This window comes from Caballeronia sp. M1242, assembly GCF_017220215.1.
GTDB lineage: Bacteria > Pseudomonadota > Gammaproteobacteria > Burkholderiales > Burkholderiaceae > Caballeronia.
In genome coordinates, this window is sequence record NZ_CP071129.1 from 802035 (window position 1) to 815832 (window position 13798).

At 66.1% G+C, this 13798-nt stretch carries 13 protein-coding genes; 5 read left to right on the plus strand and 8 right to left on the minus strand.

What is annotated here, in order from left to right; translation table 11 throughout:
• Positions 1–5 precede the first annotated feature (5 nt).
• Positions 6–692 (minus strand): ABC transporter permease, encoded by a 687-nt coding sequence (locus JYK05_RS03690; protein WP_175939813.1) that lies wholly within the window; start codon positions 690–692, stop codon positions 6–8.
• Positions 693–1182: 490 nt separating this feature from the next.
• On the opposite strand from JYK05_RS03690, the gene JYK05_RS03695 reads away from it, so the two are divergent.
• Positions 1183–1881 (plus strand): pirin family protein, encoded by a 699-nt coding sequence (locus tag JYK05_RS03695; protein WP_206467805.1) that lies wholly within the window; start codon positions 1183–1185, stop codon positions 1879–1881.
• A gap of 64 nt (positions 1882–1945) precedes the next feature.
• Here JYK05_RS03695 and JYK05_RS03700 read toward each other — a convergent pair whose 3' ends face one another.
• A complete protein-coding gene (locus tag JYK05_RS03700) occupies positions 1946–2530 on the minus strand; it encodes a periplasmic heavy metal sensor (RefSeq protein WP_206467806.1) in 585 nt (194 codons plus the stop codon).
• Between the two features lie 220 nt (positions 2531–2750).
• On the opposite strand from JYK05_RS03700, the gene JYK05_RS03705 reads away from it, so the two are divergent.
• Entirely contained in the window at positions 2751–3473 is a 723-nt protein-coding gene (locus tag JYK05_RS03705) for a response regulator (RefSeq protein ID WP_175939816.1), read from the plus strand.
• The gene (locus JYK05_RS03710; RefSeq protein WP_206467807.1) at positions 3457–4800 is read left to right on the plus strand and encodes an ATP-binding protein; all 1344 of its coding nucleotides are present in this window, start codon (positions 3457–3459) and stop codon (positions 4798–4800) included. The genes JYK05_RS03705 and JYK05_RS03710 overlap by 17 nt, the downstream gene beginning before the upstream one ends.
• A 24-nt stretch (positions 4801–4824) precedes the next feature.
• Here the strand turns inward: JYK05_RS03710 and JYK05_RS03715 are convergent, their stop codons facing one another.
• The 3 genes from JYK05_RS03715 to JYK05_RS03725 all read right to left on the minus strand — a co-directional run bounded on the left by JYK05_RS03715 (position 4825) and on the right by JYK05_RS03725 (position 7189).
• Positions 4825–5088 carry a hypothetical protein gene (locus tag JYK05_RS03715; RefSeq protein WP_175939818.1) on the minus strand — a complete coding sequence of 88 codons (264 nt, stop codon included), beginning with the start codon at positions 5086–5088 and terminating at the stop codon, positions 4825–4827.
• Positions 5089–5184: 96 nt separating this feature from the next.
• A complete protein-coding gene (locus JYK05_RS03720) occupies positions 5185–6867 on the minus strand; it encodes a sensor domain-containing diguanylate cyclase (RefSeq protein WP_206467808.1) in 1683 nt (560 codons plus the stop codon).
• 22 nt (positions 6868–6889) lie between these two features.
• Complete coding sequence (locus JYK05_RS03725; RefSeq protein ID WP_206467809.1) at positions 6890–7189, minus strand: hypothetical protein; 300 nt, start codon at positions 7187–7189, stop codon at positions 6890–6892.
• Positions 7190–7690: 501 nt separating this feature from the next.
• Here JYK05_RS03725 and JYK05_RS03730 point away from each other — a divergent pair.
• Both JYK05_RS03730 and JYK05_RS03735 read left to right on the plus strand, forming a co-directional pair.
• A complete protein-coding gene (locus tag JYK05_RS03730) occupies positions 7691–9442 on the plus strand; it encodes an ABC transporter permease subunit (RefSeq protein ID WP_206467810.1) in 1752 nt (583 codons plus the stop codon).
• 12 nt (positions 9443–9454) lie between these two features.
• Positions 9455–10843 (plus strand): AAA-associated domain-containing protein, encoded by a 1389-nt coding sequence (locus tag JYK05_RS03735; protein WP_241269840.1) that lies wholly within the window; start codon positions 9455–9457, stop codon positions 10841–10843.
• Between the two features lie 176 nt (positions 10844–11019).
• Here JYK05_RS03735 and JYK05_RS03740 read toward each other — a convergent pair whose 3' ends face one another.
• The 3 genes from JYK05_RS03740 to JYK05_RS03750 all read right to left on the minus strand — a co-directional run bounded on the left by JYK05_RS03740 (position 11020) and on the right by JYK05_RS03750 (position 13417).
• Positions 11020–11544, minus strand: coding sequence for a hypothetical protein (locus JYK05_RS03740; RefSeq protein WP_206468205.1), 525 nt, complete (start codon positions 11542–11544; stop codon positions 11020–11022).
• Positions 11541–12095 (minus strand): hypothetical protein, encoded by a 555-nt coding sequence (locus JYK05_RS03745; RefSeq protein WP_175939822.1) that lies wholly within the window; start codon positions 12093–12095, stop codon positions 11541–11543. Before JYK05_RS03745 ends, JYK05_RS03740 begins: the two co-directional genes overlap by 4 nt.
• Positions 12096–12352: 257 nt before the next feature.
• Entirely contained in the window at positions 12353–13417 is a 1065-nt protein-coding gene (locus tag JYK05_RS03750) for a sigma-54-dependent Fis family transcriptional regulator (RefSeq protein WP_175939823.1), read from the minus strand.
• Between the last annotated feature and the right edge of the window lie 381 nt (positions 13418–13798).

Sequence of the window (13798 nt, forward strand, 5' to 3'; positions counted from 1 at the left end):
GCTGGTTACAGGTCCGCCTTGCGCACGCCGATGGAGTAGCGCCGCTCCAGCCAGATCAGCACGAAGTTCGAGATCGTGGTGATGGCGAGATAGACGACGCCCGCGAGCAGCGTGAAGAAGAAGAACCGCTGCGTGCCTTTGCCGGCGTCCTGGGCGGCCTTCACCACATCCGCGAGGCCGATGATCGACACGAGCGCGGTCGCCTTCACCATCACCTGCCAGTTGTTGCCGATGCCCGGCAGCGCGAAGCGCATCATCTGAGGAAACATGATGCGCGAGAAGGTCTGCCACGGCGTCATGCCGTACGCCGCGCCCGCTTCGAGCTGGCCGCGCGGCACCGATAGGAACGCGCCGCGGAACGTCTCGGTGAAATACGCGCCGTAGATGAAGCCGAGCACGAGAATGCCCGCGAGGAACGGATCGATATCGATCTGATCCCAGCCGAGCTGGTCGGTGAGCAGGTTCAGCCAGATCTGGATGCTGTAGAAGAGCAGCAGCATCAGCACGAGATCGGGTACGCCGCGAATCAGCGTCGTATAGACCGTGCCGATGCCCGACGCGATACGGCTCTTGGAGAGCTTCGCCGCCGCGCCGATGAGGCCGATCACGAAGGCGAACGCCAGCGACAGCACCGCGAGCTTGACGGTCTGCCAGGTGCCCGCGAGGATCAGCGGACCGTAGCCTTGCAACATGGTGATTCCTTGGTAAGGTGCGCCCATTCCACGCGCGCACGAAGCGGCTCGCCCGCCGCGCTTCGCTGCCGAAATTCGCCGCCGCATTGGCCGCCGAATTTGGCCGCCTACGCGCGGCTCGCCGGCGTTACCTCGATGAAGCCCCGACGCGGATGGTCTCGTTTCTTTCCGGCGCCGCTCGTGGCGCGGGCGCCGGCGGTCCGTATTCTAGGTGGCCAAAATTGGCGAGCACGCCCAAAACGCAAATGCCGCGATTGTCGTGGATGCCGCGAATGTCCCGAATGCCCGTGTTTCCGAAGGCGCTGCCGCGACGCCGCCACCCGAAAAGCGCGGTATTTTACCCGAACCCGGCGTGCGCGCGGCGATAGCCGGAGAAGTCCGATTACCTCCATCGGCGGGACGGTGTAGTGCCGTCGCGCTCGTTGTTCCGGCAGGCGGCCGCCCTTACATTGTCTCCATCGCAGTTCAACGTCTATACCGGGAGCACAACATGTTCGAGATTCGCCGCAGCAACGAACGCGGTCACGCCAACCACGGCTGGCTGGACTCGTATCACACGTTCTCGTTCGCCGATTATTTCGATCCGGAGCACGTCCACTTCGGCGCGCTGCGGGTGATCAACGAAGACCGCGTCGCGGGCGGACAGGGCTTCGGCACGCACGGTCATCGCGACATGGAGATCGTGAGCTACGTGCTGGAAGGCGCGCTCGCGCACCGCGACAGCATGGGCAACGGATCGACCATCCGCCCCGGCGACGTGCAGCGCATGAGCGCCGGAACCGGCGTGCGGCACAGCGAGTTCAACGGCTCGCCGACCGAAACGGCGCACTTCCTGCAAATCTGGATCATTCCGGATGCGCCGGGCGGCGCGCCGGGATACGAGGAAAAGCGCTTCACCGATGACGAAAAGCGCGGCCGCCTGCGCGTGATCGCTTCGCCCGAGGGCACGGACGGCTCTGTTACGATCGGCGCCGACGCGCGGATTTTCGCGGGCCTGTTCGACGGCGACGAGCGCGCCGAGTTCGACGTGCCGGCGGGCCGCCGCGTGTATGTGCACGTGGCGCGCGGCAAGGTGTCGGTGAACGGCGAGGCGCTGGGCGCGGGCGACGCCGCGAAGATCGAGGACATCGCCAAAGTGACGATCGACCGCGGCGAGCGGGCGGAAGTGCTGCTGTTCGATCTGGCTTGATCGGCTATCGATGTGAAAAACCGCGGGCTCGCGCCCGCGGTTTTTTTGCGCCTGCGAGTACCGCTTACGGTTTCGCGGTCGCGGATGCGCCCGGCGCGGCCTGAGCCGCGTCCGGCCCGCCGCGATGCTTGCCCCAGCGCTCGTGCATCTTCTGCTGATGCTCGCGCATGCGGGCGAAGTGCTGCTTGAGCGCCGTGCTCACGGTCGTCTTTTGCTGGTCGTTCAGCGAGTTATAGAAGTTGAGCCAGGCGGTCGCCGTCTGCTCGTGCAACTGCATTTGCTGCTGCTCGAGCTTCTGATGCGCGGCGTGCATCGCGTTCAGATCCAGAATCGGCTGGTTTTGCATCGACTGGAACTGCTCGCGCATCTGGCGATGGCTTTCCCGCATGGCCTTGTGATTCTGCTTCATCGTGTCGATGGCCGTTTGCCAGAGCCTTTCCTGATCCGTATTCAGCTTGAGCTGGCCGTGCAGCTCGTCCAGCTGCTTCTGAATGCGCATTTCCATGTGATGACCGCCGGGCCCGCCCATCATGGCCGGGGCGCCGGGCGGCGGCGCGTTCGGCGCGTCGTTGGTGGCGGCGTGGGCCGCGCCGAAGGTCAGCGCGAGTGCGGTAGCAGCGGCGGCGAGAATGCGATATTGCTTGCTCATCGTGAGACTCCCTGATTGATGTCGGAGCCGAATGCGCGGATTTCGTGAGACCGCGCTTGGTCGGTGAGACACAGCGTAGTGGCTCGTGCCGGCGCGCGTGTTACCGGGGCGGCGTTTCGTATTACGCTGGTTTACGCGCTGCTTTCGCGGTAACACCCCGTAACCCTTTGCGGCGCGAGAGCCGCCGAGCGGTCGGGGCTCACGCGCTAAACTCCCTCTCATGACTACACAAATTCTTGTCGTCGACGACGACGCCGAACTGCGCGATCTCTTGCGCGACTATCTGGTCCGGCAGGGCATCGAAGTATCGGTGCTGCACGACGCCGGTTCGCTCGAACGCCGTATCGAGCGCGAGCGCCCCGATCTGATCGTTCTCGATCTGATGATGCCGGGCGTCGACGGCCTGACGGCGCTGCGCAAGCTCCGCGCATCGGGCGACGACATTCCCGTCATCATGCTGACCGCGCGCGCGGACGACGTGGACCGCATCGTCGGCCTGGAACTCGGCGCGGACGATTACCTCGGCAAGCCGTTCAACCCGCGCGAACTGCTCGCGCGCGTGCAGGCCGTGCTGCGCCGCCGCCGCACCATTCCGTCCGCCGCGCCCGAGCAGCGCGAGCCGTATTCGTTCGGCCGCTTCCGCCTGGACTTCCAGTCGCGCACGCTGCAGCACGACGAAAAGCCGATCACGCTCTCCGGCAGCGAATTCGCGCTCCTCAAGATTTTCGTGAACCACCCGATGCGCACGCTCACGCGCGAGCGCCTGCTCGAACTGCTGCATGGCCCGGAATACGACGGCACCGACCGCGGCATCGACGTGCAGGTGTGGCGCCTGAGGCGCATTCTGGAGAGCGATCCTTCCGCGCCGCGCTTTATCCAGACGGTGCGGGGACGCGGCTACGTGTTCGTGCCCGACGGCGAGCAAAATGCGCCGGCCCATTGATTCGCTGTTCGGCCGGCTGGTCGTTCTGGTCATCGGCGTGCTGGTGCTCTCGCACCTCGCGTGGTTCGCCGTCATCCGCGTCGAGCGCGACTACTCGCAAACGCGCTATGCCGTCGAGGAAGCGGCGTTCCTGGTCGAAGCGGTGCGGCAGCACATCGCGAACAATCCGGAACAGCCGTTGCCCTCGCGCGTGCGCATCGTGCCACTGCAAGCGGCGGATGTGCCGCAGCCCGCGAGCGGCGACGAGCTTCCGCGTCCGCTCTCACGTTTCATCGAGGACATGAAAGACCGCTTGCCCGACGGCACCGACGTGCGCCCCGGCCCGCCCGGCGCGCCGCCGAGCGTCTGGGTCCACGGCGCGAAGGACGCGGGCTGGATCGTCGTGCCGGTGCAGCCGCTGCGCCCCCCGCGCTCGCGCGACCGCATGCTCGTGTGGCTTGCCATCATCTTTTCGACGGCCGTGCTGGCGGCGCTCTTCGCCGCGTGGCAGTTGCAATCGCCGCTGCGCTCGCTCGCGCAGGCGGTCGCGCGCTTCGGACGCGGGCAGCCCACGCCGCCGGTGCCCGAGCGCGGCCCGCGCGAGTTGCGCCAGCTCACACACGGTTTCAATCAGATGGTGCGCGAAGTGTCGCAAAGCGAGAGCGACCGCGCGGTGATGCTGGCGGGCGTCGCGCACGATCTGAAGACGCCGCTTGCGCGCCTGCGCCTGCGCGCCGAAATGATGGACGACGAAAAGACGCGCGACGGCGTGGTGCGCGACGTCGATTCCATGGCGCATATCGTCGATCAGTTTCTGGTCTTCGCGCACGACCGACCGGACGGCAGCGAGCCGGTCGCGGTGGATCAGCAGTGCGAGCGCGTCGCGCGGGCGTATCGCGCGGTCGCACCGGGCGCGGATACCGTGCGCCTGAAGCTCGAAGCGGGGCCGGGCTTCGTGTTGCCGGCCGCGACGCTCGACCGCCTGCTCTCCAACTTGCTGGATAACGCGCACGCTTACGGCGCGCCGCCCATCGTCATCGAGACGCGGCGCGAGGCGAAAGGCTGGGTGCTGTCCGTGTCGGACCACGGCAAGGGCATTGCGCCCAACGACCTCATCAAGGCGAGCCGCCCGTTCGTGCGGCTCGATCCGGCGCGCGGCGGCAGCGGGCATAGCGGCCTCGGACTCGCCATCGTGGAGCGGCTCGCGCGGCGCGCGGGCGGCGAGTGCGAGATCGGCAATCAGGTCGATGGCGGCTTGCGGGTCGCGATGACCTTCCCGTTCGATCCCGCCGCGCGGACGGTCACGGCGCGCCGCGCCGGATCGCCGCACGAGGAGCGCGCGTTCTGACCACGCGCGCGTCTTCGGCAAGGCTCAGTCGAACAGCGTCTGAAGCGCCGAGGCCGCCTCGCTATCTACCGTGTTGTACGTCACGGTGGACGCCTCGAAGATGTAGTGCGTCGTGTACTTGCCGAGCCGCGACAGGATTTCCTCCTGAATCACTTCCGGCGCGAGGTCGATTTTCAGATACCACGCGGTGGACGACAGCCGCGTCTGGAACGACCCGTACTCCGCGAGCAATTGGTCGAACGTTTCAGCATCCTGATCGCGGCACACGATGACCAGATTTCCCTTCATGCATTCCTCCCGATAACAGCCACGCAGTCGATACCCAAGAACCGATGATACCTGCGCGGACATGTCCGTGTGGCGACGAGGGGGAAGCCGGCGGCGCTACTTGCCGGCGAGCGAGTCTTCGGTGTGGCGCGTGGCCGGCGGGTCGGCGGGGCGCACTTCGCTGCGGTCGCGCCCGCGCGACTTGGCCTCGTAGAGCGCGAGATCGGCGCGCGAGAGCATCCATTCGAGCGCGTCGTCGCTCGCCTGTTCGGTGATGCCGATGCTCACCGAAAGCACCGCATCGTCCGGCAAATGCGCGCAGTGCTCGTGATGAAAGCGCTTGCGCAGCCGTTCGAGCACGGCTTGCGCGTCGGCGAGCGACGTCTGCGGCAGCAGAATGCCGAACTCCTCGCCGCCGAGCCGCCCGATCGCGTCGCTCGGACGAAGCTGCTCGCGGCAGACTTCCGCGAAATGCTCGAGCGCGCGATCACCCGAGGCGTGCCCATAGCGGTCGTTGATCTGCTTGAAATGGTCGAGATCGGCGATGGCGACCGACAGCGGCGTGCCGGTCGAGCGAGCCAGTTCGACCTCTTGCCGCAGCGTGTCGAGGAAATAGCGGCGCGACAGGGCGCCCGTGAGCGCGTCGTGGCGCGCTTCCGCCGACAAGAGCGTATTGGCCGATTGCAACTGCTCCGCGAGATCACGCGTTGCGCGATGCAGCCTGCGCTCGCGCGAATAGGAGGTGGCGATCACCACGGCGAGCGTCACGACGCCGAGCATCGTGAGGAACACGAGCAGGCGGTCGCGGCTATGGTTGCGCGTGATTTCGGTCCAACTGGTGAGCGGGTGGACGATATGCGCCGACAAGCCCGAGTTGAGGCCGGTGCGCTCGTCGTACAGCGAGGGCACGGTTTCGCCGTTGACGGCGAAGAAGCCCTTCGCGAGCGCGGGCGCGAGCCAGGGCGCCGACTGCCGCATGCGCTCGCCGACGTTTTCGATGCGCAAAGGCGCGAACGCGTCGCGTCGATAGTGTTCGAGGCGCTCGCGGGCGGTCATGCGCGCGATAGCCGCATCCGGCATCGCCTGATATTCGAGCCGGCCGTCGTGCGCCATCACCACGACGCCGTTCTCGTCGGTGACGAAGGTTCCGGGGCGCGACACCCAGTGCCGCAACCGGTCGATGCTCACCTTCGCGATCACCGCGCCGACCAAGAGCCCGTCCTGGTACACGGGCGCGGCGATGAAGATGCCCGGTTCGGCCGACAGCCGGCCGACGCCGTACATTTCGACGAAACCGCCGAGCAGCGCCCGCACGACATAGGCCCGGCCGCTCATGTCGTAGCCGATGAAGCTGTTGTCTTCGCCCGCGTTGCTCGACGCAATGCAGTAACCCTGTTCGTTCACGAGCCAGAGGGAGTCGAGTCCGGAGAAGCCCTGCGCGTCGTGCAGGAAGCGGTTCACCTTGTCGAGTCCGGGCCGGGCCATCCATTGCTCGCGCCGCACGGTTTCCGTCGCCTTCACGCTCGACGCGTAACGCCGCGACTCCGACAGCGCGCGCTGCATGACGTCCATCTGCGCGAGCGTCGCGGGAATGGCGCGGGACATGGCGAGGTCGCTCGCGATGATCTGCGCCATGTTGTCGACGATGGAAGCCGCCATCTGCCGTTCGGTGCGCACGGTGGCGGCCATCTCCTGCTGTACCATGCGGTCCGACAGCAGGCCGGCGGCGACCCAGCACCCGAGCGCGAGCAACGCGAGGCAAAGCGTCGCGATGGCACGGTGCAGGAGGAGCTTTTTCATCGGTCTGGCCCGTGTCGCGGCGTCACGCCGCGGCCATCGGGTGTTCGGCGCGTGCCCGCGACGCGGCCGCGAGAAGCTGAGCGCCAAGCGTGGCCGATTCCGATTCGCGCGGGGACTCGCCGACACCGGCCAAAAACGCGATAATCGCCGCCCTGAGGCGGGCGGTCAGCCGGCTTGCCCGGGCGCGTTCATTGCGTCTGTCAGGCGCGGCGGCGGTCTGTGCATGCGCGCGAGCTTCGGGCGTGCGGCCAGAAAGGTGTCTCGTGTCCGTCGGACGGCCTTCCGACTCGTTCTTGGCGTCTCGCATTGCATCGGCGCTCATTTATTGTTTGTGACAAGCCCAGATTGGACGATGTTTTTCGTCGTCTATCAAGCGCCTTATTAATGCGAACGGCGTTCGCCCAACACATTGCCTCGCAACCGCGCGGTTTGCTTGCCGCGGCGGCTCGCTTGTGCCTGCATTCGGCGCGATGGCGGGCCGAAAGCGCGCTGCAAGGATGAAGCGGCGCGCGCCGGTTTGCGCCGGCCCTTCAGTTCGGCCCGGCCGTGCCGATGAGCAACAGAAGCCGCACGCCGCGAGCGCAAAGTTCGGCGCGAAGGTTGTGCCTGTCATCGTGAGTGGTGTAGTGTCGCTCGGTTCAGCGCGAGCGCGTGTCGTCCGGCGGGCGGCCGGACGCGTTGAACCTGTTGAACCCGTCGTGCGCCATCGCGCGCCGTCGCGGCAACGAAGGTGAGGGGGCTCGCCCGGACGACGGCACTAGCCGTCTCGAGCATCATCCGCGCCGTGCGCGGTCGTAACACAGCCTTACGGGGAGGGCCTTGAATGGAATTTGGTTTCAATCTGAATCGCACGGCGAACGCGTCCGCCTGGCGGCTCCTGCCCAACCGCTGGGACTTCGTGGCGTTCCCGATGATTATCTGCATCATCGCGCTCGCCGCTGTCGGCTTTCACGAAACGCTCGCGCCTATCTCGACCCTGCAGACGCAGGCGATCTCGCTCGACCCCGCGAATCTCCCCGAATATGCGTTGCGAACGACCTTGCGCATGCTGGCCGCGATGGTCGCGTCACTCGTCTTCACGCTCGCCTACGGCACGCTCGCCGCGAAGAGCCGGCGCGCGTCGCTCGTGCTCGTGCCGATTCTCGACATCCTTCAGTCGGTGCCGGTGCTCGGCTACATCTCTTTTACCGTCACGTTCTTTCTCGCGCTTTTCCCGGGGCGCGTGATCGGCGCGGAGTGCGCGGCCATTTTCGCGATCTTCACGAGCCAGGCGTGGAACATGACGTTCAGCTTCTACCAGTCGCTGCGCACGGTGCCGCGCGACCTGGACGAAGTCTCGCGCGGCTTTCACCTGACCAACTGGCAACGCTTCTGGAAGCTCGAAGTGCCGTTCTCGATGCCCGGCCTCATCTGGAACATGATGATGTCGATGTCGGGCGGCTGGTTCTTCGTCGTGGCGTCGGAGGCGATCACGGTCGGCAATCGCAGCATCGTGCTGCCGGGCATCGGCGCGTATCTCGCGGCGGCCATCGGCGAGCGCAACCTCGGCGCGATCGGCTGGGTGATTCTCGCGATGACCGTCGTGATTCTCGCCTACGACCAGTTGATGTTCCGCCCGCTCGTCGCGTGGGCGGACAAGTTCCGCATGGAGAACACGAGTTCGGGCAACGCGCCGGAGTCGTGGCTGCTCGACCTGATTCGCCGCACGCGCCTGATTCACCGCCTGCTCGTGCCGGCGGGATGGATTCTCGCCAAAGCGGCGCGCGTGCCGATCAGACTGCCGTCGCTGCAAGGCGTGAAGCTGCCGCTGCGCGCGCCGGTGTCGTCGACGCGCGCCGGCGATATCGCCTGGGGCGCGGCGGTGCTCGTGATTACCGCGTACGTGGTCTGGAAGGTGGTGTCGTTCGTCGCGACGGGCGTCACCTGGGGCGAAGTCGGACACGTCTTCGTGCTCGGTTTTATCACGCTGCTGCGCGTGGTGGTGCTGATCGCGATTGCCTCGGTGATCTGGGTGCCGATCGGCGTGCTCATCGGCCTGCGCCCGGCGCTCGCCGAGAAGTTCCAGCCGCTCGCGCAGTTCCTCGCGGCCTTTCCGGCGAACCTGCTGTTTCCGGTGTTCGTCGTCGTGATCGTGCGCTGGCATCTGAACCCGGATATATGGCTGTCGCCGCTCATCGTGCTCGGGACGCAGTGGTATATCCTTTTCAACGTGATCGCGGGCGCGTCGGCTTATCCGAACGATTACCGCGAAGCCGCGACGAACTTCCAGATTCGCGGCTGGCAGTGGTGGAAGAAGGCCATGCTGCCGGGCATTTTCCCGTACTACGTCACCGGCGCGATCACCGCTTCGGGCGGCGCGTGGAACGCGAGCATCGTCGCGGAAGCGGTGTCGTGGGGCAAGACCAGCGTCGTCGCGCACGGACTGGGCGCCTATATCGCGCAGAACACGGCCGATGGCGACTACCCGAAGATCATTCTCGGCATCGCGGTGATGTCGCTCTTCGTGACGCTGTTCAACCGCCTGTTGTGGCGCCCGCTGTACGCCTACGCCGAAGCGCGGCTTCGACTGGATTGAGGACGAGTTCCGATGCAGAACCTTAAAAACACTCAGACGCCCGCCCAGCAGGCGGCGGTGCGCACTCCCGGCACGCCCGCCGGCGCGCCTGCGTCGGCGTCGCTGAAGCCGCCGCGTCTCGGCGCGGAGATTCTGCGCGTGCAGAACGTGAGCCGCGGCTTCAACAAGACGCAGGGCGAACTGCTCGTGCTCGACGACGCGAACCTCTCGCTGCGCGAAGGCGAGATCGTCGGTCTGCTCGGGCGCTCGGGCTCGGGCAAGTCGACGCTGCTGCGCATCATCGCCGGACTGATCGAGCCGACCGACGGCGAAGTGACCTATCTGAACGAGCCGTTGCGCGGCCCGGCGAAGGGCGTCGCGATGGTGTTCCAGACCTTCGCGCTCTTTCCGTGGCTGACCGTGCTGCAAAACGTGGAGGCCGGTCTCGAAGCGCAGGGCGTGGGCGCGCGAGAGCGCCGCGAGCGGGCGCTCGCCGCTATCGACCTGATCGGTCTGGACGGCTTCGAAAACGCCTATCCGCGCGAATTGTCGGGCGGCATGCGGCAGCGCGTGGGCTTTGCGCGGGCGCTCGTCGTCGATCCGACGCTGCTCCTGATGGACGAGCCGTTTTCCGCGCTCGACGTGCTGACCGCCGAAAACCTGCGCACCGACTTGCTCGACTTGTGGACGCAGGGCCGTCTGCCGATCAAGTCCGTGCTGATCGTGACGCACAACATCGAAGAAGCGGTGTTCATGTGCGACCGCATTCTCGTGCTGTCGTCGAATCCCGGCCGCGTGATGGCCGAGATCAAGGTGCCGTTCAAGCACCCGCGCAACCGTCTGGACCCGGCGTTCCGGCGCCTGGTGGACGACATCTACGCGAAGATGACTGCCCGTCAGCTCGACGACGCGAAGAGGAAGGGGCTGGAGTTGGGAAGCTGGCTGCCGTCCGTGTCGACGAACCTGATGGCCGGTCTCATCGAAACGCTCGCCGCCGAGCCGTACCACGGCCGCGCGGACATGCCGGAGATCGCGCGGACGCTGCATCTGGAAGTGGACGACCTGTTCCCGATCGCCGAAGTGTTGCAACATCTCGGTTTCGCGGACGTGCGCGAAGGCGACATCTATCTGACGCCGCAGGCCCGCGTGTTCGCGGAATTCGGCACGCAGGAACGCAAGATGATGTTCGCCGAGCACTTGCTGCGGCACGTGCCGCTCGCCGCGCGCATCAAGAAGGTGCTCAACGAGCGGCCGGGGCATCGCGCGCCGCGCGTGCGCTTCGAGCAGGAACTCGAAGACTTTCTCTCCGATAAAGCCGCGCAGGAGACGCTCGATGCGGTCATCGACTGGGGACGTTACGGCGAGATCTTCTCGTATAACGACCAGACGGAGATGCTGAGTCTGGAGGATGTCGAGGCCTGAACGGGCGGTTTGTCGCTCGGCTTTTGTGGCGTGGGTGCGTCTGCATCGTCGTCCTTCACCACGGAAAACGCGAGTAGACGCCCAAGCAGATTACGCGGTTCTATAGCCCAAATAAAAAGCGCGGCTTCCGAAAATGGAAGCCGCGCTTTTTTGCGTACGCCGCGTGTGCTTTACGCCTACTGCAAATTCCCCCAACGCTCGACCGCTGGCTCTGCCGACGCCCACTTCCAGCCTTCCGTCTGCTTGCACGCGCTCGCCACGAACCAGTCGGCGTGCGCGTTCGCATCGTCGCCGTCCACGACGGAGAACGCGAACTCCTTGCAGCTCGCGAGCGCGTTGTCGAACTCGCGCAGCACGCGCACATCGCCGTGGCCGTTTTCAATCGGCAACGTGTGCTTGACCTTCCACGGGCGCGTTTCGCCGACGGCCGCAACGCCTGCCGCAGCCGCGATGGCTACTTGCTGATCCGTATGCAGCGACTTCGACACGCGCTTCACGGCTTCGTCGGTGGCGGCCTGCACCGCGATGCCGACGCCGATGCCGATCGCCGGATTCGTCGTCACCGCGCCTGTCGCGATGCCCGCGACCGCGCCTGTGGCCGCGCCGATGGACGCGCATCCGCTCATCGTCACGCACGCGGCGGCGACCGCCACGGCAAGCGAAAAGCGCAGCGCGGGATGAACTGCGAGCCGCACCGTCATTGCAGCGAGCCCCAACGCGGCGTGGCGGGTTCGGCCGACGCCCATTTCCACTTGGCTCCGTCACGGCAGACGGACGCGACGTAGAACGCGCTGTCGGCGGGGCGGTCCTTGGTGGCGTCGCGATCGACGGAGAACACGATTTCCTTGCAGTCGAGCGCGCCGCTGCTGATCGTGCGGCTGACCGTCACGCGGCCTTTTTCGTCTTCTTCGAGCGGGATCGAATGCGTCACGACCCACGGGGCCACCGCGCCCACCGCGAGCGGGCCGGCGACAGCCGCGATCTTGTCCTGCGTATCCGTGTGTACGATGCGCTGCGTATACTGCACGCCCGCCCGCGCCGCCGCTACCGCGCCTAAGCCGATGCCGGTCGCCACGGCGGCGTTGTCCGTCACCTTGGCCGCTACGGCCGCGCCCGCGATACCCGCGCCGGCTGTCGCGCCTTCGCTATAGAGGGAATTGCATCCGCTGAGCGTCAGGCACGCAATGACGCCGCTCGTGATCGCGGCGAGCGCGGCGGCGCGCTTGCCGCGCCGGGGGACACCAATCTGCATATTGCTTTTCCTTCGTCTGCCGTTTTTTCTCGCTGCGGTCTTCCGAAAGGCCGCAGCCGACGTTCCTTCGAGCAGGCACTCGGATGCGAGTCCTGTCGCGGGCTTCGGGCATTTTGAAGCATGCCTCTAATTACCGCTTCGAGAAAATTGCAAGAATTTGCAAGCGGCGGGAACGCGTTGCGGATTTCGTAACGCGGGCCGTCTGAGAAGGACGCCGCGAGAGGCTGCGACGGCCTCCTGCGGCGGTGAGACGAGAATCAGCTTTCGCTGGTTGAAGGGGTGTCGCTCGCGTCGGTGTCTTCGTTTTCATACGCGCCGAGGCGGTTGTACAGCGTCTTGAGACTGACGCCGAGCGCCTTGGCCGCGCGCCGCTTGTCGCCGCCGCAGTGCTTGAGCGTGCCGAGGATGATCTGCTTCTGCGCGTCCGCGAGCGGCGTGCCGACCCACACGTTCATGGCATCGCCCTGCGTGACGGGCTTCTTCACCCGCGACGCCAGGTGCGGATGCGCGATTTCGACCGTCTTCTCAGCGAGGATGAACGCGCGATAGACCGTATTCTTCAACTCGCGCACGTTGCCGGGCCACGAATACGTGCGCAGCACATCGAGCGCGCGCTTGCTGAAAACCTTGTTCGTGCCTTCCTGCGCGTTCATTTCGGAGAGGAAATGCTGGGCGAGCAGTTCGCGGTCGGCGTCGCGCTCGCGCAGGGGCGGCGCGCGCAGCGGGAACACGGCGAGACGGTACATCAGGTCTTCGCGAAGCCCGTTTTCCTTGACCGCGGCGACCGGATCGCGGTTCGTCGCGGCGATCACGCGCACGTCCGAACTGATCAGATCATTGCCGCCGACGCGAAAGAACGTGCCGGTTTCCAGCGCGCGCAGCAGCTTGACCTGACGCACCGGCGACATTTCGGTCACTTCGTCGAGGAACAACGTGCCGCCGTTCGCATGTTCGAAATAGCCGATGCGTCCCTGCACCGCGCCCGTGAAACTGCCTTTCTCGTGGCCGAAGAGCTCGGCTTCGATCAGGTTGTCCGGAATCGCGCCGCAGTTGACGGCGATGAACGGCGCGTCCTTGCGCGCGCTGTTGTCGTGAATCGTCCGCGCGACAAGCTCCTTGCCGGTGCCCGACTCGCCGATGATGAGCGCGGTCGCGTCGGTGGCGGCGACGCGCTCGATCTGCGCGTACAGCTCCAGCATGACGGGCGACGAGCCGTACAGTAGTCCGTAAGACTTCAAACCCGGCACGTCCCCCGCAGAGCGCTTTTTCTGCGCCGGTGTTTCGCCTGCGACAAGCGGCGGGTCAAGATCGGTTGACGCCATAGGTCCTGATAGTTCCTGAGTTCTGCGAATGTGATGGGCGAGCGGCGCGCGGCGCCTTCGGCTGACGTGCCGCCCGTGGACGCGCGCGGTCGCTCGAATCGGCTGAATGTCCGGCGCGGCCGGGCGGGTCCGTGGCGTCGGGCGTCGGCAGCGGCGCGGCGGTGCTGACGCGCTGCGCTGTCGTGCGCCCGATGGCGATGAGCCGGTTGCCCTCGAAAGCGTCAGTCCGGAGTCGCGGCGCGACTCGATGTTTCGCCGTGCGACTCTATCTCATAAACGCTATTTAACCATTCGCGACGATATTGCGGCAATGCGTGCCGTCGGTCGGATGGCAATTTGTCTGATTGCGTTTGGGGCCGTGCGCGATATCCGGAAAGGTTC